This window comes from Pseudomonas alkylphenolica (genome assembly GCF_016009175.1).
Classification (GTDB): Bacteria; Pseudomonadota; Gammaproteobacteria; order Pseudomonadales; family Pseudomonadaceae; genus Aquipseudomonas; species Aquipseudomonas alkylphenolica_B.
Genome location: NZ_JADUCM010000017.1, coordinates 1 through 18,490 on the forward strand (window position 1 = coordinate 1; position 18,490 = coordinate 18,490).

At 62.9% G+C, this 18,490-nt stretch carries 17 protein-coding genes; 2 read left to right on the forward strand and 15 right to left on the reverse strand.

Going from position 1 to position 18,490, the window contains the following annotated elements; genetic code table 11:
• Positions 1-41 precede the first annotated feature (41 nt).
• The 11 genes from I5S59_RS15550 to I5S59_RS15600 form a co-directional block, all read right to left on the reverse strand.
• Positions 42-1,433, reverse strand: coding sequence for an L-cystine transporter (locus I5S59_RS15550; RefSeq protein WP_197877426.1), 1,392 nt, complete (start codon positions 1,431-1,433; stop codon positions 42-44).
• A gap of 141 nt (positions 1,434-1,574) precedes the next feature.
• A complete protein-coding gene (locus I5S59_RS15555; RefSeq protein ID WP_128323237.1) occupies positions 1,575-2,219 on the reverse strand; it encodes a methionine ABC transporter permease in 645 nt (214 codons plus the stop codon).
• On the reverse strand, positions 2,209-3,336 hold the full coding sequence (locus tag I5S59_RS15560) for a methionine ABC transporter ATP-binding protein (protein WP_197877427.1): 1,128 nt from the start codon (positions 3,334-3,336) through the stop codon (positions 2,209-2,211). The genes I5S59_RS15555 and I5S59_RS15560 overlap by 11 nt, the downstream gene beginning before the upstream one ends.
• 1 nt (position 3,337) lies before the next feature.
• A complete protein-coding gene (locus I5S59_RS15565) occupies positions 3,338-4,144 on the reverse strand; it encodes a MetQ/NlpA family ABC transporter substrate-binding protein (protein WP_197877428.1) in 807 nt (268 codons plus the stop codon).
• Positions 4,137-5,522 (reverse strand): LLM class flavin-dependent oxidoreductase, encoded by a 1,386-nt coding sequence (locus I5S59_RS15570; RefSeq protein WP_197877429.1) that lies wholly within the window; start codon positions 5,520-5,522, stop codon positions 4,137-4,139. The genes I5S59_RS15565 and I5S59_RS15570 overlap by 8 nt, the downstream gene beginning before the upstream one ends.
• Positions 5,522-6,727, reverse strand: coding sequence for an SfnB family sulfur acquisition oxidoreductase (locus I5S59_RS15575; RefSeq protein ID WP_197877430.1), 1,206 nt, complete (start codon positions 6,725-6,727; stop codon positions 5,522-5,524). Before I5S59_RS15575 ends, I5S59_RS15570 begins: the two co-directional genes overlap by 1 nt.
• Positions 6,728-6,748: 21 nt before the next feature.
• Positions 6,749-7,990, reverse strand: a complete 1,242-nt coding sequence (locus I5S59_RS15580) for an SfnB family sulfur acquisition oxidoreductase (RefSeq protein WP_197877431.1) — start codon at positions 7,988-7,990, stop codon at positions 6,749-6,751.
• 253 nt (positions 7,991-8,243) lie between these two features.
• Positions 8,244-9,005 carry an L-cystine ABC transporter ATP-binding protein TcyN gene (gene tcyN / locus I5S59_RS15585; protein WP_128323243.1) on the reverse strand — a complete coding sequence of 254 codons (762 nt, stop codon included), beginning with the start codon at positions 9,003-9,005 and terminating at the stop codon, positions 8,244-8,246.
• Between the two features lie 3 nt (positions 9,006-9,008).
• Complete coding sequence (gene tcyL / locus I5S59_RS15590) at positions 9,009-9,674, reverse strand: cystine ABC transporter permease (RefSeq protein WP_197877511.1); 666 nt, start codon at positions 9,672-9,674, stop codon at positions 9,009-9,011.
• The gene (gene tcyJ, locus I5S59_RS15595; protein WP_197877432.1) at positions 9,674-10,468 is read right to left on the reverse strand and encodes a cystine ABC transporter substrate-binding protein; all 795 of its coding nucleotides are present in this window, start codon (positions 10,466-10,468) and stop codon (positions 9,674-9,676) included. The genes tcyL and tcyJ overlap by 1 nt, the downstream gene beginning before the upstream one ends.
• A gap of 112 nt (positions 10,469-10,580) precedes the next feature.
• Positions 10,581-11,579, reverse strand: a complete 999-nt coding sequence (locus I5S59_RS15600) for a D-cysteine desulfhydrase (RefSeq protein ID WP_197877433.1) — start codon at positions 11,577-11,579, stop codon at positions 10,581-10,583.
• A gap of 192 nt (positions 11,580-11,771) precedes the next feature.
• Here I5S59_RS15600 and epsC point away from each other — a divergent pair, with 192 nt between their 5' ends.
• Both epsC and betT read left to right on the forward strand, forming a co-directional pair.
• On the forward strand, positions 11,772-12,704 hold the full coding sequence (gene epsC, locus I5S59_RS15605; RefSeq protein ID WP_197877434.1) for a serine O-acetyltransferase EpsC: 933 nt from the start codon (positions 11,772-11,774) through the stop codon (positions 12,702-12,704).
• 173 nt (positions 12,705-12,877) lie between these two features.
• Positions 12,878-14,878: a choline BCCT transporter BetT gene (gene betT / locus I5S59_RS15610; RefSeq protein ID WP_197877435.1), complete on the forward strand. Its 2,001-nt coding sequence runs from the start codon at positions 12,878-12,880 to the stop codon at positions 14,876-14,878.
• A gap of 120 nt (positions 14,879-14,998) precedes the next feature.
• Here betT and tauD read toward each other — a convergent pair whose 3' ends face one another.
• From tauD to tauA, 4 genes are read right to left on the reverse strand one after another with little or no spacing between them, the layout of a single operon-like run.
• Positions 14,999-15,832 (reverse strand): taurine dioxygenase, encoded by an 834-nt coding sequence (tauD, locus tag I5S59_RS15615; RefSeq protein ID WP_197877436.1) that lies wholly within the window; start codon positions 15,830-15,832, stop codon positions 14,999-15,001.
• Between the two features lie 19 nt (positions 15,833-15,851).
• On the reverse strand, positions 15,852-16,697 hold the full coding sequence (gene tauC, locus I5S59_RS15620; protein WP_197877437.1) for a taurine ABC transporter permease TauC: 846 nt from the start codon (positions 16,695-16,697) through the stop codon (positions 15,852-15,854).
• Positions 16,694-17,488 carry a taurine ABC transporter ATP-binding subunit gene (gene tauB, locus I5S59_RS15625; RefSeq protein ID WP_197877438.1) on the reverse strand — a complete coding sequence of 265 codons (795 nt, stop codon included), beginning with the start codon at positions 17,486-17,488 and terminating at the stop codon, positions 16,694-16,696. Before tauB ends, tauC begins: the two co-directional genes overlap by 4 nt.
• A gap of 16 nt (positions 17,489-17,504) precedes the next feature.
• Positions 17,505-18,482, reverse strand: a complete 978-nt coding sequence (gene tauA, locus I5S59_RS15630; RefSeq protein ID WP_197877439.1) for a taurine ABC transporter substrate-binding protein — start codon at positions 18,480-18,482, stop codon at positions 17,505-17,507.
• Positions 18,483-18,490 lie beyond the last annotated feature (8 nt).

Sequence of the window (18,490 nt, forward strand, 5' to 3'; positions counted from 1 at the left end):
GGCTCCTACACCTGTAGGAGCCGGCTTGCTGGCGATGGCACTCAGGAATGCGACAGCTTCGCGTGTTCCTGAGCCTCAAGCAGCGACTTGTCGGTCTGCTTGAGCATCTGGCTGGTAATTGCCCCGGCAGTCATCGAACCGTTCACGTTCAACGCCGTGCGGCCCATGTCGATCAGTGGTTCCACCGAGATCAGCAGCGCCACCAGCTCGACCGGCAAACCCATCGCGGGCAGCACGATCAGCGCGGCAAAGGTGGCGCCGCCACCCACACCAGCCACACCCACCGAACTCAGGGTCACGATGGCCACCAGCGTGGCGATCCACAGCGGGTCCAGCGGGTTGATGCCCACGGCGGGAGCCACCATGACCGCGAGCATGGCCGGGTACAGGCCGGCACAGCCGTTCTGGCCGATGGTTGCGCCAAACGACGCGGCAAAGCTGGCGATCGACTGCGGGATACCCAGGCGACGGGTTTGCGCCTCGATGCTCAGCGGAATGCTGGCCGCGCTGGAGCGGCTGGTGAAGGCGAAGGTCAGCACCGGCCAGACCTTGCGGAAGTAGCGCAGCGGGTTGACGCCGCTGATCGCCAGCAGCACGCCGTGCACCACGAACATCAGGCTCAGGCCGATGTAGGACACCACCACAAAACTGCCGAGCTTGAGGATGTCGTCCAGGTTCGAGCTGGCCACCACCTTGGTCATCAGTGCCAGTACGCCATACGGCGTGAGCGTCATCACCAGGCGTACCAGGCGCATTACCCAGGCTTGCAGGGTATCGATGGCGGTCAGTACGCGGTCGCCCTTTTGCGCATCGTCCTTGAGCAGTTGCAGGGCGGCCATGCCGAGGAACACGGCAAAGATCACCACGCTGATGATCGAGGTCGGCTTGGCCCGGGCAAGGTCGCCCACCGGGTTGCTGGGGATGAAGGACAGCAGCAACTGCGGGATGTTGAGGTCGGCGACCTTGCCCACGTAGTCGCTCTGAATGGCCTGCATTCGCGCGGTTTCGGCCGTGCCGGCCACCAGGCCTTCGGCGGTCAGGCCGAACAGGTTGGTCAGGACGATACCGATCAGCGCGGCAATGGCCGTGGTGAACAGCAGGGTGCCGATGGTCAGGAAGCTGATCTTGCCCAGCGACGAGGCATTGTGCAGGCGGGCCACGGCGCTGAGGATCGAAGCGAAGATCAGCGGCATGACGATCATCTGCAGCAACTGCACATAACCGTTGCCGACCAGGTCGAGCCAGCTGATGGTGGCCTTGAGCACCGGGTTGCCCGCGCCATAAATGGCATGCAGGGCGGCGCCAAACAGCACGCCCAGCACCAGGCCGACCAGCACCTTCTTGGCCAGGCTCCAGTTGCCATGACGGGTTTGAGCCAGGCCTAGCAGCAATGCCAGGAACGCCAGCAGATTGAGTGACAGCGGCAGATTCATTGAAGCTCCAGAAAAAACGCGGGGGCATCGCCTCTATGTGCGATTGCGAACAGAAATGCTAACAGCATGAAAACGAGCGAATTTATATCAAAAAGTAATTTGCTTAGTTGTTTTCGGAATATGTCGCGTGCCCCCCGCACTTCAGCGCTTGTTCAAACCTTTGGCCAGACGGTCGCCACCCAGTTGAATCAAGGCCACCAGCACCACCAGCATGACGATCACGGTGAGCATGATCTGGCTGTCGAATCGCTGGTAGCCATAGCGGTAGGCAATGTCACCCAGGCCGCCAGCACCGATGGCACCGGCCATGGCCGAGGAGTTGATCATGGTCACCAGGGTGATGGTGAAGCCGCCGACGATGCCCGGCAGGGCTTCGGGCAGCAACACATGCCAGACGATGTGCCAGCGTCGGCAGCCCATGGCCTGGGCCGCTTCGATCAAACCGTGGTCGACCTCGCGCAGGCTGACTTCGGCAATGCGCGCGAAGAACGGTGTGGCGGCGATGGTCAGTGGCACCACGGCGGCCCAGACCCCATAGGTGGTGCCGACAATCAGGCGGGTGAAGGGGATCAGCGCGACCATCAGGATCAGGAACGGGATCGAGCGGAACAGGTTGACGAAGGCCCCCAGCACCCGGTTCAGCGCCGGTGCTTCGAAGATTCCGCCTTTACCGCTGGTGACCAGAATGACCGCCAGGGGAATACCGGCGAGCAAGGCGATCAGCGACGACACGCCGACCATCAGCAGGGTATCGAGCACACCCTGGAGCAAACGATCAGTCCACATAACCCAGTACCTCTACCTGCGTGGCCCACTGCCGGGCGCGTTCAATGATCTGTTCAGCCGGGTGGGGCGAGTTCGCCACCGACACCAGCAGTTGCCCGAGCGGCCGGCCCTGGATGGGCTCGATACTCCCCTGGAGCAGGCTGATCCGGCCGCCGAGACGGGCGAACAGTGTGGATAACTCCGGTGCCTGGCGTTCACTGCCGCTGACCCTGAGGTTCAGCACCAGCGCCGCATCGACGCTGCCCGGTTGCGGCTGCAGACGCGCCTGCAGCTCTGCCGGCAAGGCCGCTTGCAACGGTGCGAGCAAGGTTTTGCTGACCTCGTGCCGAGGGTTGCCGAACACCTGCCACACCGCGCCCTGCTCGACGATGCGCCCGTGCTCGAGCACCACCACCCGCTGGCAGATATCACGGATTACCGCCATCTCGTGGGTGATCAGCACAATGGTCAGGCCCAAGCGCTGGTTGATGTCGCGCAGCAGGTCGAGAATCGACGCGGTGGTTTCCGGATCAAGGGCCGAGGTGGCTTCGTCGCACAGCAGAATGTCCGGGTCGTGCACCAGCGCCCGGGCAATACCCACGCGCTGCTTCTGCCCACCGGACAGCTGCGCGGGATAGGCGTGGTGCTTGTGCTCCAGGCCGACCAGCGCCAGCAGTTCGGCGACCTTGCGCTGTCGCTCGGCCTTGGCCACACCGGCGACCTTCAACGGCAGCTCGACGTTCTGCCACACGGTTTTCGCCGACATCAGGTTGAAGTGCTGAAAGATCATGCCGATGCGTCGACGCAGCCGTACCAGGCGGTCCTCATCGAACGCGCCGATGTCGACCTGGTCGATCAGCACGCGGCCGGTGGTCGGTTGCTCCAGGCGATTGATGGTGCGGATCAGCGACGACTTGCCGGCACCGCTGCGCCCGATGATGCCGAAGATCTCGCCACGCTGGATGTTCAGGTCAATACCCTCCAGCGCCGGCGCGCTCTGCCCGGCGTAGGTCTTGCCCAGGCCGATGAAGCGCACATGGGCGCTGCTCAGCTCTGGGTGCAAGGCGTGCTGCTCTGCGTCTTTCGACGCCGTTTCAGGGGGCTTCCCGAACTTCAGGAGGGCGGTGGCAGCGCTCATGTCAGCTCTCCCAGCCTGGCTGGTAGAGTTTGCCGTGGGCTTTGTCCAGGGCGGCACGTACAGCAGGTGAGTGCTGGTAGATGTCGATGAATTTCGCCAGGCGCGGATCGTCCTTGGTTTGCGGGCGGATGACGAACTGGATCACGTATTCCTTGTGATCGAGGCCGTCGAACAGCAGCGCCGAGGTGGCATCGAAGGTGTTGGCCAGGCGAATGTAGGCCGGATAACCCTGCACCAGGTCGGCATCATCGTAGGCCCGCACCAGTTGCACCGCCTCGACCTGGAGGATCTTCAACTGCTTGGGGTTGGCGACGATGTCTTCTTCGGTGGCCTTGTAGCCAACGCCGTCCTTGAGGGTGATCAGGCCGGACTTGGCCAGCAGTTGCAGGCCGCGGCCGCTGTTGATCGGGTCGTTGGCGATGGCAACCGTGGCGCCTTCTGGCAGCTCGTCGAAGCTTTTGTATTTCTTCGAATACAGGCCGACGTTGTTGATGATGCCCGAGGCATAGGGCACCAGATCAAAACCGGCGGCTGCCTTGGCGTTTTCCAGGAACGGGATGTGCTGGAAGTAGTTCACGTCGATGTCGCCGCTGGCCAGGCTGACATTCGGCGCGATCCAGTCACTGAACTCGATCAGTTCAACCGTCAGGCCCTGCTTTTTGGCTTCGCTGACAGCGGCCTCCAGGGGGATGGCGAAGGCGGCGGTGGTACCGACTTTCAACGGCGCGTCGGCGGCATGCGCGGTGCTGAACAGCCCCAGGGTCAGGGCCAGTGCCGCGACAGGGCGGGCAAGGAAGGTCTTAAGCATGCTGTGGCGCTCCGGTCTCGGTGGTGTGGCGGTAGCTGGCGCCGGGGTGGCCGGCGGGCAGGTGCGGTTGTGCGGTGGCGAAAAGCTTCTCGCGAAGGCTTCCGGATTCGTAGGCGGTCTTGTAAGAACCACGGCGTTGCAACTCGGGGATCACCAGTTCAATAAAATCGACATAGCTTTCCGGGGTGACGGTGCGGGTCAGGTTGAAACCGTCCAGGCCGGTTTCGGCGATCCAGCTTTCCAGCTCGTCGGCGACCTGGGTCGGTGAGCCGACCAGGGTTACGTAGCGTCCGCCCAGGGCGTGCTGGTCGAGCAGCTTGCGGCGGGTCCAGTCGTTGTTCTGCAGGCTTTTGGTCGCCGACTGGATGGCATTGCTTTTCACGTACTGGATGGGCTCGTCCAGCGCGTAGGTGGAGAAGTCGATACCGGTGGAGCTGGAGAAATGGGCCACGCCGGCTTCGGCGCTGGCATGGCGCAGGTACTCGGCGTGCTTGGCCCTGGCTTGCGCTTCGGTGCGCGCGACGATCACGGTCAGGCCCATGAACACCTTGACCGACTCGGCATCGCGCCCCGCCGCCACGGCCGCTTCACGGACTTTGTCGACCTGGGCACGGGTACTGGCTTTGGTCTGGCCGCCGATGAATACGCACTCGGCATGGTTGCCGGCAAAGGCCAGGCCGCGCTCCGAAGTGCCCGCCTGAAACAGCACCGGGGTGCGCTGCGGCGAGGGTTCGCAGAGGTGATAGCCCTCGACCCGGTAGAATTCGCCCTGGTGCTGCACCTTGTGCACTTTGTCCGGCTGGGCATACACCCGCTGCTGGCGGTCGTTGATCACCGCCCCGTCTTCCCAGCTGCCTTCGAGCAGTTTGTACAGCACCTGCATGTACTCGTCGGCCTGGTCGTAGCGGCGGTCGTGCTCGGGTTGCGCATCCAGGCCCATGGCCCGGGCGGCACTGTCCAGGTAGCCGGTGACAATGTTCCAGCCAACCCGGCCGCGGCTCAGGTGGTCGAGGGTGGAAAGCTTGCGGGCGAACAGGTACGGCGGCTCGTAGGTCAGGTTGGCGGTGAGGCCAAAACCCAGGTGGCGCGTTACCGCCGCCATGGCCGAAACCAGCAGCAGCGGGTCGTTGACCGGCAGCTGGATCGACTCCTTGAGCGGCACGTCGACCGAGTTCTGGTAGACGTCGTAGACCCCGACGATATCGGCGATGAACAGCCCGTCGAACAACCCGCGTTCCAGTAGCTGAGCCAGTTCGGTCCAGTACTCCAGGGTCTTGTACTGGGTCGAGGTGTCCCGTGGGTGGGTCCACAGCCCGTGGTTGATGTGCCCGATGCAGTTCATGTTGAAGGCATTGAGCAGGATCTTTTTCTTGGCCATCAGATGGTCCCCCGCAGTGGTGGGTTTTCATCGTTGAGGTAGTAGTTGCCGATGGCGTGGTACTTCCAGCGCACCGGGTCATGCAGGGTGTGCACGCGGGCGTTGCGCCAGTGACGATCCAGGCCATGTTCGGCGAGGGTGGCCTGGCTGCCGGCGAGTTCGAACAAGGTGGTGCCGGCGGCCAGCGAGATCTCGGTGCTGATTGCCCGGGCTTCGGCCACGGCAATGGAAGCTGCGGCCACCGTGGTGGCGTTGGGTTCGGCCTGGGCCCGGTCGAGGAACTCGCCAGCCCGCTCCAGCAGGGCTTCGGCGGCATGCAGACGGATGGCCAGGTGGCCGAAGGATTTCAGGGTCAGCGGGTCGTCACTGGCCTTGTCGATGCCGGAGTCGATCCATGGCCGGGTGCGCGTACGCACAAAGTGCAGGGCGTCTTCGTAGGCGGCGCGGGCGATGCCGGTGTCGATGGCGGCATGAAGAATCTGTGCCAGCGGGCCGACCGTGGTGGGGCGCTCGAATGCACTCTGGAAAGGGATCACATCTTCGGCGGCCACCCGCACGTTGTCGAACACCACCGAGCCGCTGCCGGTGGTGCGCTGGCCGAAGCCGCTCCAGTCGTCGATCACGCTGAGCCCGGCACTGTCGGCCGGTACGAACGCGAGTTGCTGCACGCCTTGTTCATCAATGACAGAGGTCGGGATGCGTTGGGCGTACAGGGCGCCGGTGGCGTAGAACTTGCGCCCGTTGATGCGGTAGGCGTCGCCCTCGCGGCTGAGTGTCGTGGTGCGGTCGTGGGCGGTTTTGGTGCCCAGTTCGGCTAGCGCGTTACCAAAGCGTTTGCCCGCCAGCACCTCGGCGTACAGGCGCTGTTGCTGCGCGGCGCTGCCGTTGACCCGCAGCACTTCCAGGGCATAGAAATGGTTTTGCGGAATCTGCCCCAGGGATGCGTCGGCCTGGGCGATACGGGCAATGACCCTGGCCAGGGTGACCGAGGATACACCCGCGCCGCCAAAGGCTTTGGGTACGCTGATCGCCCACAGACCGGAGTGCGAGAACAGCGCCAGTTCCGGGTGCGGCAAACGTCGCTCACGGTCGCGTTCGATGCTGTCGCGGCGCAGTTCAACGGCCAGTGCTTCGGCAACCTGCAGGGCCTGGGCGTCAGTGTGGATCACCGTCACGTTTTCGTGCGGTTGTTGCAATAGGCTCATAAAAGGGCTCCAGTGGTCTGGTCAGATCCAGGAATGCCGGGCAGGCAAGGTACCGTTGAGGTGATAGGTGCCGACAGCGTGGTATTTCCAGCGCACCGGGTCATGGAGGGTGTGCACGCGGGCGTTGCGCCAGTGCCGGTCGAGGTTGAACTCGGCGAGGGTGGCGCGGCTGCCGGCAAGCTCGAACAGCTTCTCGCTGGCCTGCAGGGAGATTTCGGTGGTCAGCACCTTGGCTTCGGCCACGGCAATCGAGGCGCGGGCGGCAGAGGCGGCATCGACCGGCCCGACGTTGATCTCATCAAGCGTGCGCGCCGCTTTGCTCAGCAGCGCCTGGGCAGCGTGCAACTCCAGTTGCAGGCGGCCGATGTCGGCAATCACGTAAGGGTCATCGCTGGCGCGCTCGACCTTGGCATCGACCCACGGCCGGGCGCGTTCGCGCACAAAGCTGATGGCGTCGGCAACGGCGGCCTCGGCAATACCGGCATCAATGGCGGCCTGGATCAGCTGCGAGGCAGCCCCCTGAATGTTGGGCACTTCGCCCTGACGCCAGCTGTCGATCACCAGTTCGGCATCAACCTGCACGCGATCGAGCAAAACAGTGCCGCTGGCCGTGGTGCGCTGACCGAAACCGGACCAGTCATCGACAATGCGCAGCCCGGGCGTGCCGCGACGAACGAAGGCCAGCACCTGACGGCCCTCATCGTTCAGCGCCTTGACCGCAACCCAGTGGGCGAACAGGGCGCCGGTGGAGTAGAACTTCTGCCCGCTGAGCACGTAGTGATCGCCCTCGCGGGTGATGCGTGCCTTGAGGTCCAGGGTGTGTTTGCTGCCGCGTTCCGGGCCGGCATTGCCAATGCGCCAACCGTCGAGCACCGACTTGAACAACAGCGCCTGCTGGCGCTCGTTGGCCGTGGTCTTGAGCATTTGCAGCATGCCGAACTGGTTTTGCGGGATCTGCCCCAGCGCCGGATCGGCGGCGCTGATGAGGCGAAACACCTCGGCAATGGTGACAAACGAAACCTCAGGTCCGCCGAATGCGCGGGGAATGGCAATGCTGCCCAGGCCGCTGCGGGTGAACTGTTCAATTTCTGCCCAGGGCAGCTTGCGTTGCTGATCGCGGCGTGCGGCCTGGGTGCGGGCCGTTTCGGCCAGTTCGTGGGCCGCTTGCAAAGCTTCTGCATCATTGCGCAGCACCTTGGCCGGCAACAACAGCGGGGCGCTGTCCAGATCACTGTGGACGTTGGTATCTGCCAGACTGGACATCAGTGCCGCTCCTTGGCTGCGCTCAATGCCCTGGCGTTTCGCACTGGGGTGATTGTGTTCCTGACCATACCTACCTCACGTATTGGAAAGGTCGGCGCACATTGCGCCGACTGAATGCGCTGGTCCGGTGGTCCGGTTCATATACCCTAATGGTTGATTAAAATTAAATGAACTAACTTTTAGGAATATGGATAGAAGTGCAGCTGCCTCTGGGTGAACACTCGACGTTTCACCTCAGGCATCCCTGGGGAGCTCAGTAGCCGGTGTTCTGTGTGCCGAGGAATTTGCCGAGGAATTGGCGTGTGCGTTCTTCTTTGGGGTGGGCGAACAAGGCCTTGGCTTCGCCTTGCTCGACGATCACGCCTTTGTCGAAAAAGATCACCCGGTTGGCCACATCGCGGGCAAAGCTCATTTCGTGGGTGACGATGATCATGGTGCGGTTTTCTTCGGCCAGGCCACGGATGGTGGCGAGCACTTCACCGACCAGTTCAGGGTCCAGGGCCGAGGTGGGTTCGTCGAAGAGGATTACTTCCGGCTCCATGGCCAGTGCGCGGGCAATGGCGACCCGCTGTTGCTGGCCGCCCGAGAGTTTGCGCGGATAACTGCCTTCCTTGCCGGCCAGGCCGACTTTGGCCAGCAGCTTCTGGCCCAGGGCGACGGCGGTGTCGTGGGGCGTCTTCTTGACCACCAGCGGGCCTTCGATAACGTTTTCCAGGGCGGTGCGATGCGGAAACAGGTTGAAGTTCTGGAACACGAAACCGACCTGCTGGCGCAGTTTGCGGATCAGCCCTTGCTGCTTGGTCAGCGGCAGGTTGGCGTCGATGGTCACGTCGCCGACCTGAATACGGCCGCTGGTGGGCGTTTCCAGCAGGTTCAGGCAGCGCAGAAAGGTGGTTTTACCGGAACCGCTGGGGCCGATGATGGCGATCACTTCGCCGGCCTCGACCGTCAGGCTGATGTCGTTGAGTACCGTCTGACCGTTGAACTGCTTGCTCAGTCGCTCTACTGCAATCATGCCTCAGGACTCCTGGTCGTGACGGTTGACCCGCGCTTCCAGGCGGTTCTGCAGGTGCGCAAGAACGCTGGCCAGCACCCAGTAGATCAGTGCGGCGGCAAGGTACATGGTGAAGACTTCGAAGGTGCGAGCGGTAATCAGCTGGGCCTGGCGGAACAGCTCCGGCACCTGGATGGTGGCCGCCAGGGCGGTGTCCTTGACCAGTGAGATGAAGCTGTTGCCCAAGGGTGGCAAGGCGGTGCGCGCGGCTTGTGGCAGGATTGCCCGGCGCATGGCCTGGCCGCGGGTCATGCCGATGCTGGCGGCCGCTTCCCATTGGCCACGATCGATTGAACCGATGGCCGCACGGAGGATTTCACAGGCGTAGGCCGCCATGTTCAACGAAAAGCCGATCAGCGCCGCCGGCAGCGGGTCCAGTTCCAGGCCGATCTGCGGCAGGCCGTAATAGATCACGAACAGCTGCACCAGCAGTGGTGTGCCGCGGAAGAACGACACATAGGTCCGCGCGATCCAGCTCGCCAGCTTGAACCGCGACAGACGCATCAAGGCCAGGGCAAAGCCCAGCAACAGGCCGAAAAACATCCCGCCGAGGCTGAGGACGACCGTGTAATACGCGCCCTTGAGCAAAAAGGGCGCGGAATCGAGAGCAAGTTGCAGGCTCTCTTCGATCATTTTGTGACGTCAGCGTTGAAGTACTTTTCGGAGAGCTTGGTCAGGGTGCCGTCAGCACGCAGTTTATCCAGCGCCTGGTTGATGGCATCGAGCAGTTCCGGCTCGCCCTTGCGTACGGTAACCCCGGCTTCCTGGCGGGAGAATGCCTCGCCGGCGGCTGTGGTGTCTTTGGCTTTCTTTGCGTATTCCAGAGCGGCTAGACGGTCGATCAGAATGACGTCGATACGGCCGACACGTAGTTCCTGAAACTTGGTCGGATCATCTTCGTATGTGCGCACGTCAGCGGTCGGCACATTGGATTTGACCCACTGCTCGTAGTTAGTGCCCAGACCTACCCCAACCTTCTTACCGCCAAGGTCGGCAGCAGACTTGATGTTCAGCGCATCAGCCTTTTTCGTCAGCACCAGGGCCTGGATGCCCGACACGGTGTAAGGCTCGGAAAAGTCGTATTTCTTTTTGCGCTCTTCGGAGATGGTCACCTGGTTGACCACAGCGTCCAGGCGCTTGGACTCCAGCGCCGCAAGAATGCCATCCCACTTGGTGGTCTGGAGCTTGGCCTTGACCCCCAGTTCCTTGGCCAGCGCTTCCGACAGCTCAACCTCGAAACCGGTCAGCTTGCCGCTTTCGTCGACGAAGCTGAAGGGTGGGTAGGTACCCTCCAGGCCAATGGTGATAACGCCTTTGTCCTTGATCGTTTTCAGTTGCTCACCGGCAATGGCCTGGCCAAGCAGGCTGGCGCCGAGCAGCAGGGCAACGCCTGCAGTGACAATCCGTTTAGCGATTACAGTCATGTCGAAGCCCCAATGTTGTTGTGTAGTGGTTGGCGACTAACTATAGGGTGATGCTTTATAGGCTTAAAAATAATATAAATTCATTTTCTTATGCTCTGTTTGCATAAGATGTTCAGTCACTCCACACCTCAGGGTAGGCGAATAATGCCGGGGCCCCACCGGTGTGCAGGAAAATCAGCGGGCCGTCGTCAAAGCGCTGGCGGGCAATACCGTCGAGGAGCCCGGCCATGGCCTTGCCGGTGTACACCGGGTCCAGCAGCAGCCCTTCCTGCGCGGCCAGCAAACGAATGGCCGCCAGCGTGCCGGCATTCGGCTCGCCATACCGTGGCGCGAAGTACTCGTCCCAGAGTTGCACATTGAAGTGCTCGGGTAGGCGCACTCCCAGCAACTCGGCGGTGCGTTCGGCCAGCCCTTGCACTTTCGGGCGCTGGGCTTCGTCAGTGCGTGAGACGGTGACGCCGATCACTGGCAGTGCCGGCAAGGCTTCGGCCAGCGCCACGGCCAGGCCGCTGTGGGTACCGGCGCTGCCGGAGGCGAGGACCACGCCGGCGAAGGTCTGGCCGCTTTGCGTGATCTGCTCGGCCAGCTCAAGTCCGGCCCGTACATAGCCCAGGGCGCCGAGCGCGTTGGAGCCGCCGATGGGCACGATGTACGGTTTGCGACCGCTGGCGTGCAATCGCACGGCCAGGGCCTGCAGTTGCTCATCGGCGTTGTCGAGGTTATCCACAAGCTCGACCTTGGCGTCGAACAGCTCCAGCAGCAGGCGGTTGCCGTTGCTCAGGTAGTTCACCGAGTCGGTGCCGATGGGGTTTTCCAGCAGAGCCACGCAACCCAGGCCCAGGCGAGCGGCGAGCGCGGCAGTCTGGCGGACGTGGTTGGACTGGATCGCACCGGCAGTGACCAGGGTATCGGCGTCCTTGCTCAAGGCATCAGCGGCCAGGTATTCGAGCTTGCGCAGCTTGTTGCCACCCAGGGCCAGCGGCGTGCAGTCATCACGTTTGACGTAGATGTCGCGGCCGGCCCAGGCCGAGAGGCGGTTCAACTTTTCAAGCGCGGTGGGCGCGCCAAGCAGGTCCAGACGATTGAAGCGGGCGAGCTGTCGGTCGATCATGGCAATGCATCTGCAAGGGAAAATTCGACTATAGGCAGGCACTGGCCCCTGGGCAAATTCCGGCCTTATGCCAGCGTTATTGCGTTCTGGAATAAAGGGTTATTTTTTCCCTTTCGGCCATTTGCCGTAGAGTAAATACTTATCAGGTGGCCAGATCATTCCAGTAATGCCGCCGTGGCAGGAGACGTAACCGTGAGCGAGAACGCGCAAACAGGGCATTGGCAGCTGCAGGGCATTGTTGCCGGCTTGCGTAGCGCCCGAGAAAAGTGGCGCACCAGCAATGGACGTAGCAGTGGCGAACAGGGCGGGCGCGAACTGCCTTCGCGTGAAGCCATGCGCCATATTCTTGAGCAACTGTGCGGTGCACTGTTCCCCATGCGCCTGGGGCCTGTGGACCTGCGCGAGGAAAGCGAAGACTTCTATGTCGGCCATACCCTCGATTCGGCACTGACCGCCTTGCTCGCCCAGGCCCGGCTGGAGCTGCGTTATGTGGCGCGCAAGGGCCCGTGCAATGCCGCAGATGTCGACGCCACGGCGCTGCGCCTGATCCAGGATTTCGCCGCGGCATTGCCGGGCCTGCGCAGCCTGCTCGATACCGACGTACTGGCCGCTTTTCACGGCGACCCGGCGGCGCGCAGTGTCGATGAAGTGTTGTTGTGCTACCCGGGCATTCTCGCGGTGATCCATCACCGTCTTGCCCACCACTTGTATCGGGCCGGCCTGCCGTTGCTGGCGCGGATCAGTTCGGAACTGGCGCACTCGGCCACCGGCATCGACATTCACCCGGGCGCACAGATCGGCCAGAGTTTCTTCATCGACCATGGCACCGGTGTGGTGATCGGCGAAACCGCGATCATCGGTGAGCGGGTGCGTATTTACCAGGCGGTGACCCTGGGCGCCAAACGCTTCCCGGCGGACGAGGACGGGCAACTGCTCAAAGGCCAGCCACGCCATCCGATCGTCGAGGACGACGTGGTGATTTATGCCGGCGCGACCATTCTCGGGCGCATCACCATCGGCAAGGGGTCGACCATCGGCGGCAACGTCTGGCTGACCCGCAGCGTGGCCCCGGGCAGCAACCTGACCCAGGCCAATCTGCAGCACGACGACGGCACGCAGAAGTAGTCAGAATCAGGCTTGGAATGTGGCATCGGGTCGCATCGCGACCCCCATCCATGTTTAACTTGAACGTTCATTCAAGTTAAAACGGTGGTCCGCTGCCGGTGTTCAACAGGAGGAAACCCTTTGCTGAACCCGTTCAATCCAAGCCTTTTCCCTCAACTCGGGGTGCACGTTTAATGGGTGCCCCGAGTTCTTCAACCAGCGGCAAGATCCGCATGAATCCGCCGGTTTTCTATTTCGCGGCGAGCTTTATCCTCATTTTCGGACTGGTGGTCATCAGTAACCCGCAAGCGGCGGGCGAATGGTTGCTGGCCGCGCAGAACTGGGCGGCCAACACGGTCGGCTGGTACTACATGCTGGCGATGACGCTGTACCTGGTCTTCGTGGTGGTCACCGCCTTGTCCGGCTACGGCAAGATCAAGCTCGGTGCCGACCACGACGAGCCCGAGTTCAGTTACCTGTCCTGGGCCGGCATGCTGTTTGCCGCCGGTATCAGCATCACCCTGTTCTTCTTCTGCGTCTCCGAACCCCTGACCCACATGCTTCAGCCGCCTCAAGGCGAAGCCGGTACCGTCGAGGCCGGGCGCCAGGCCATGCAGTTGCTGTTCCTGCACTGGGGCCTGCACGGTTGGGGGGTGTTCGCCTTTGTCGGTATGGCGCTGGCTTATTTCGCCTATCGCCACAACCTGCCGCTGGCCCTGCGCTCGGCGCTGTATCCGCTGATCGGCAAGCGCATCAACGGGCCGATCGGCTATGCGGTGGACGGCTTCGGCATCATTGCCACGGTGTTCGGCCTGGGCGCGGACATGGGCTTTGGCGTGCTGCACCTGAACTCGGGTCTGGACTACCTGTTCGGCGTTCCGCATACCCAATGGGTGCAGGTGGCGCTGATCACCCTGATGATGGGGGCGGCGGTGGCCGTTGCCGTCGCCGGGGTCGAGAAGGGCGTGCGGGTGATGTCAGACATCAACATGTTCCTGGCCTGTGCGCTGTTGCTGTTCGTGCTGTTCGCAGGCCCTACCCAGCACCTGTTCAATACCCTGATCCAGAACCTGGGTGACTACCTGGGCGCGCTGCCAACCAAAAGCTTCGACGTTTATGCCTACAACGAAGAGCGAGACTGGCTGGGCGGCTGGACCGTGTTCTACTGGGCCTGGTGGATCGCCTGGGCGCCGTTTGTTGGCCTGTTCATTGCGCGCATTTCCCGTGGCCGCACCATCCGTGAGTTTGTCTTCGGGGTGCTGCTGATTCCGCTGGGCTTTACCCTGGCGTGGATGTCAATCTTCGGCAACAGTGCCATCAGCCAGGTGCTCGACCACGGCATGACTGCACTGGGCCAGTCGGCCATCGACAACCCGTCGATGACCCTCTACCTGCTGCTGGAAACCTACCCCTGGAGCAAGGCGGTCATCGCCGTCACGGTGTTCATCAGCTTTGTGTTCTTCGTTACTTCGGCAGACTCCGGCACTGTGGTGCTGTCGACCCTGTCCGCCCGTGACGGCAACCCCGATGAAGACGGCCCGAACTGGCTGCGGGTGTTCTGGGGGGCCATGACCGCGCTGGTGACTATCGGCCTGTTGTTCGCCGGCAGTATCGACTCGCTGAAGTCGGCGGTGGTGCTGACGTCCCTGCCGTTCTCGGTGATCCTCCTGGCGATGATGTGGGGCCTGCACAAGGCGTTCTACCTGGAGTCGCAACGCCAGATCGCGCAGATGCATTCGCTGGCGCCGTTCGCCCAGTCGCGCCGTGGTCGTGGCGGCTGGCGCCAGCGCTTGAGCCAGGCGGTGCATTTTCCCTCACGCGATGAGGTGTACCGGTTCATGGACGACGTCGTGCGCCCGGCGATTGCCGAGGTGACCGAGGTGTTCGTCGAGAAGGGCCTGAACGTCATTACCCAGGAAGACCCGAGTCACGACAACGTCAGCTTGAAGATCGGTCATGGTGAGGAGCAGCCGTTCATTTACCAGGTGCAGATGCGTGGCTACTTCACGCCGTCATTCGCCCTGGGCGGGCTGGGTACCCAGGAGCTGAAGAACCGCCGCTACTACCGCGCCGAGGTGCACCTGAGCGAAGGCAGCCAGGACTATGACCTGGTGGGCTACAGCAAGGAGCAGATCATCAACGACATCCTCGACCAGTACGAACGGCACATGCAGTACCTGCATCTGGTGCGTTGATCAATGGATCACACCGCTGTCCTGTAGGCGCGGCGCTTGCCCGCGAAGAGCGTTGATGCGGAGTCTCTGACAAACCGCAGCGTCTGCTTCGCCGGCAAGCCTGGCTCCCACGGCGATCATTCAGAACGGTGCATCACCCAAAATCGTCGCGCGGTGCATCACGCGGCGCTGCGGGCGGTAGTCATCCACCGCGTAATGCTGGGTGACGCGGTTGTCCCAGAAGGCCACATCGTTCTCTTGCCAGCGCCAGCGGATGGTGAATTCCGGGCGGGTGGCGTGGGCGAACAGCAGCTTGAGAATGGCCTCGCTTTCCGCTTCGCTCAGCTCGTTGATGCGGGTGGTGAACCCTTCATTGACGAACAGCGACTTGCGCCCGCTGACCGGGTGCGTGCGAATCACCGGGTGCGACAGCGGCGGGTTGCTGCGACGGGTCGCCTCCCAGCGCGCCAGGTCTTCGGGCGTAGTGCCGAACCGCTCCAACGGAAAAGACTTGGTGAAGTCGTGGGTTGCGGTCAAACCGTCGAGCAACTGCTGCAAGGGGGCCGACAGCGCCTCGAACGCCGCAATGCCACTGGCCCACAAGGTATCGCCACCGTAAGTCGGCAGTTGCTTGGCACTGAGCACCGCGCCGAGTGCAGGCGTTGGCAGAAAGGTCACGTCGGTGTGCCACACGGCGTTGTCGCGCACATCGGTAACTGCCGTGTCGAGCACCAGCACCTGCGGGGTTTGTGGCACGTTCGGGTAGATCGGGTGGATGTGCAGGTCGCCAAAACGCGCGGCGAAATCAGCCTGCTGTTGCGGCTCGATCGGCTGGTCACGGAAGAACAGCACCTGATGGGTGAGCAACGCCTGCTCAATGGCATCACGGTGTTCGTGGCTGATCGTGCGGCTGAGGTCGACACCGCTGATCTGTGCGCCGAGGGCAGTGCTCAGCGGGGTAATGGTCAGGCTCATGGTTGTTCTCGATCTGTGTTCAATGGCTCTGGCCATGCCAGGGCACCAGTTTGCGCTGCAGGGCACGCAGGCCCATCTCCAGGGCGAAGGCAATCAGGGCGATCACCAGAATCCCCAGCACCACCACGTCCGTCACCAGAAACTGTGCCGCCGACTGCACCATGAAGCCCAGGCCACTGGTGGCCGCGATCAGTTCGGCTGCGACCAGTGTCGACCAGCCGACGCCAAGGCCGATGCGTACACCGGTGAGGATGTCCGGCAAGGCGCTGGGCAGAATCACATGGCGAATCAGCTGGGCCCGTGTGGCACCCAGCGACTGCGCGGCGCGCAGCTTGGTCGGGTCGACGGTGCGCACGCCGGTGGCGGTGGCGATGGCGATGGGAGCGAAGATGGCCAGGTAGATCAGCAGCACTTTCGACAGCTCGCCGATACCGCACCAGATCACGATCAACGGCAGGTAGGCCAAGGGTGGAATCGGGCGATAGAACTCGATCAACGGGTCGAGGATGCCGCGGGCAATGCGGTTGTGGCCGATGGCGATACCAATCGGGATGGCGGTGACAATCGCCGCGCCCAGGGCCAGGCCGATGCGTCCAAGGCTGGCGCCCAAATGCTGCCACAGCGTCGACTCCATGTAGCCTTGGGTCAGCAGCAACCAGGCCTTGGACAGCACCGCTTCAGGCGATGGCAGGAACAGCGGCTCGATCCATTCGGCTGCCGTTACCGCCCACCACACCACCAGCAAGGTGGCCAGGGTCAGGCCGCTGATCCAGCGGGTGCTCAGGCTGCGACGAGGTTTATTGACCTTCGCCGTGGCTAGCGGGGTGGCGCGTTTGGCCGCGACCGGTACGTGCAGGCTGCTCATGCGGACTCCTGGCGCACAGCGGCGCTGCGTTGGGAAAACACCCGGCTGAGCACGTGCTCGCGGGTCTCGATAAAGCGCGGATCGGACTTGATCGCCCGGGCGGATTCGCCGGCGGCGTAGCGCTGGCCGAAGTCCAGTTGCAGGCGTTCGACGATCTGGCCGGGGTTCGGTGCGAGAAGAATCAGGTCGGTGGCAAGGAACACCGCTTCTTCAATGTCGTGGGTAATCAGGAACACCGGCTTGGTGGTGCGTTGCCATACCTGCAGCAGCAGCTCCTGCATCTGTTCACGGGTAAAGGCATCGAGGGCGCCGAACGGCTCGTCCATCAACAGCACCCGCGGGTCGGCGGCCAGTGCGCGGGCCAGGCCTACACGTTGTTTCTGTCCACCGGACAGCTGCCAGATCCGCCGCTTGCCAAAGTCGGCCAGGTCGACCAGGGCGAGCATTTCGGCAGCCTTGCGCTCACGCGCGGCACGCGGCACACCGGCCAGTTCAAGGCCGAAGGCGACGTTGGCCAGTACATCCTGCCAGGGCAGCAGGGCGTCGTCCTGGAACACCACGCCGCGTTCGGCACTTGGCCCATCCACCGGTTCACCATCGAGGGTGATACGCCCGGCGCTGGGGGCTACGAATCCGGCAATCAGGTTGAGCAACGAAGTTTTGCCGCTGCCCGAAGGGCCGAGGGCCACCAGCAATTGCTGCGGGCCCAGGCTCAGGGTGATATCGGCCAGCACCGGTTCGGCTGCGCCGGGGTACTGTGCGCTGATGCGCTCCAGTTCAAGCAGTGCCATGACAGGCTCCAGTCATTCAGTTAGCGATGAACTTGGCGCTGACGTACGGCGCGTAGTCCGGCAGTACTGCGTCAACCTTGCCCTGCGCTTTAAGGAAGGTGGCGGTGTCGGTGATGGCCTTGGTGGTCGGCGCACCGAGTGCAGCCACCTGGTCGGCAGCCAGCGGGAACACGTTGCCTTGCAGCAGGGCGGGAATATCGGAGGCCTTGGCGCCTGACAGCTTGACCAGCTTGTCGACGTTGCTCGGGTTGGCCAGCCAGGCTTGTGGGTCTTTGCGGTAGTCGGCGTAGGCGTCCAGGGTCACTTTGGCAAAGGCCTTGACGATTTCAGGGTGCTTGGTGGCGAAGTCCTTGCGCACGATCCAGGCGTCGAAGGTCGGTGCGCCTTTCTTCGCCAGCTCGCCGGAGGTGATCAGCACCTTGCCGTTTTCCTTGGCTACGCCCAGGGCCGGGTCCCAAACGTAGGTGGCATCGATGTCGCCGCGTTTCCATGCCGCAATGATTGCAGGCGGCGCGAGGTTGAGGATCTGCACCTTGGACGGGTCGATGTTCCATTGTTTAAGCGCGGCCAGCAGGCTGTAGTGGCCGGTGGACACAAACGGCACGGCAATCTTCTTGCCGATCAGGTCTTGAGGCGAGTTGATCCCGGAACCTTCGCGGGCCACCAGCGCTTCGGCGGCGCCGATCTGGGTGGCGATCAGGAAGGTTTCCACCGGCAGTTTGCGAGTGGCGGCCGCGGCCAGCGGGCTGGAACCCAGGTAGCCGATCTGCACGTCACCGGAAGCAACGGCAGTGATCACATCGGCACCGCTGTCGAATTTACGCCAGTCGATGCTGGCCTTGCTGGCTTTCTCATAGTCGCCGTTGACCTGGGCGACTTTCGCCGGGTCGACGGTGGTCTGGTAGGCCACGGTCAGGTCGGCCGCCTGAGCGAACCAGCTGGTGCCAGCCAGGGTCAGGGCGGCGAACAGGCGCAACGGCGTATGCAGGGTCATGGTGAACT

What these genes read in the sequence shown, in the direction of transcription:
- I5S59_RS15550 (WP_197877426.1), bottom strand. Translation starts at nt 1,433, where the DNA reads ATGAATCTGCCGCTGTCACTCAATCTGCTGGCGTTCCTGGCATTGCTG.
- I5S59_RS15555 (WP_128323237.1), bottom strand. Translation starts at nt 2,219, where the DNA reads ATGTGGACTGATCGTTTGCTCCAGGGTGTGCTCGATACCCTGCTGATG.
- I5S59_RS15560 (WP_197877427.1), bottom strand. Translation starts at nt 3,336, where the DNA reads ATGAGCGCTGCCACCGCCCTCCTGAAGTTCGGGAAGCCCCCTGAAACG.
- I5S59_RS15565 (WP_197877428.1), bottom strand. Translation starts at nt 4,144, where the DNA reads ATGCTTAAGACCTTCCTTGCCCGCCCTGTCGCGGCACTGGCCCTGACC.
- I5S59_RS15570 (WP_197877429.1), bottom strand. Translation starts at nt 5,522, where the DNA reads ATGGCCAAGAAAAAGATCCTGCTCAATGCCTTCAACATGAACTGCATC.
- I5S59_RS15575 (WP_197877430.1), bottom strand. Translation starts at nt 6,727, where the DNA reads ATGAGCCTATTGCAACAACCGCACGAAAACGTGACGGTGATCCACACT.
- I5S59_RS15580 (WP_197877431.1), bottom strand. Translation starts at nt 7,990, where the DNA reads ATGTCCAGTCTGGCAGATACCAACGTCCACAGTGATCTGGACAGCGCC.
- tcyN (WP_128323243.1), bottom strand. Translation starts at nt 9,005, where the DNA reads ATGATTGCAGTAGAGCGACTGAGCAAGCAGTTCAACGGTCAGACGGTA.
- tcyJ (WP_197877432.1), bottom strand. Translation starts at nt 10,468, where the DNA reads ATGACTGTAATCGCTAAACGGATTGTCACTGCAGGCGTTGCCCTGCTG.
- I5S59_RS15600 (WP_197877433.1), bottom strand. Translation starts at nt 11,579, where the DNA reads ATGATCGACCGACAGCTCGCCCGCTTCAATCGTCTGGACCTGCTTGGC.
- betT (WP_197877435.1), top strand. Translation starts at nt 12,878, where the DNA reads ATGGGTGCCCCGAGTTCTTCAACCAGCGGCAAGATCCGCATGAATCCG.
- tauD (WP_197877436.1), bottom strand. Translation starts at nt 15,832, where the DNA reads ATGAGCCTGACCATTACCCCGCTGAGCACTGCCCTCGGCGCACAGATC.
- tauC (WP_197877437.1), bottom strand. Translation starts at nt 16,697, where the DNA reads ATGAGCAGCCTGCACGTACCGGTCGCGGCCAAACGCGCCACCCCGCTA.
- tauB (WP_197877438.1), bottom strand. Translation starts at nt 17,488, where the DNA reads ATGGCACTGCTTGAACTGGAGCGCATCAGCGCACAGTACCCCGGCGCA.
- tauA (WP_197877439.1), bottom strand. Translation starts at nt 18,482, where the DNA reads ATGACCCTGCATACGCCGTTGCGCCTGTTCGCCGCCCTGACCCTGGCT.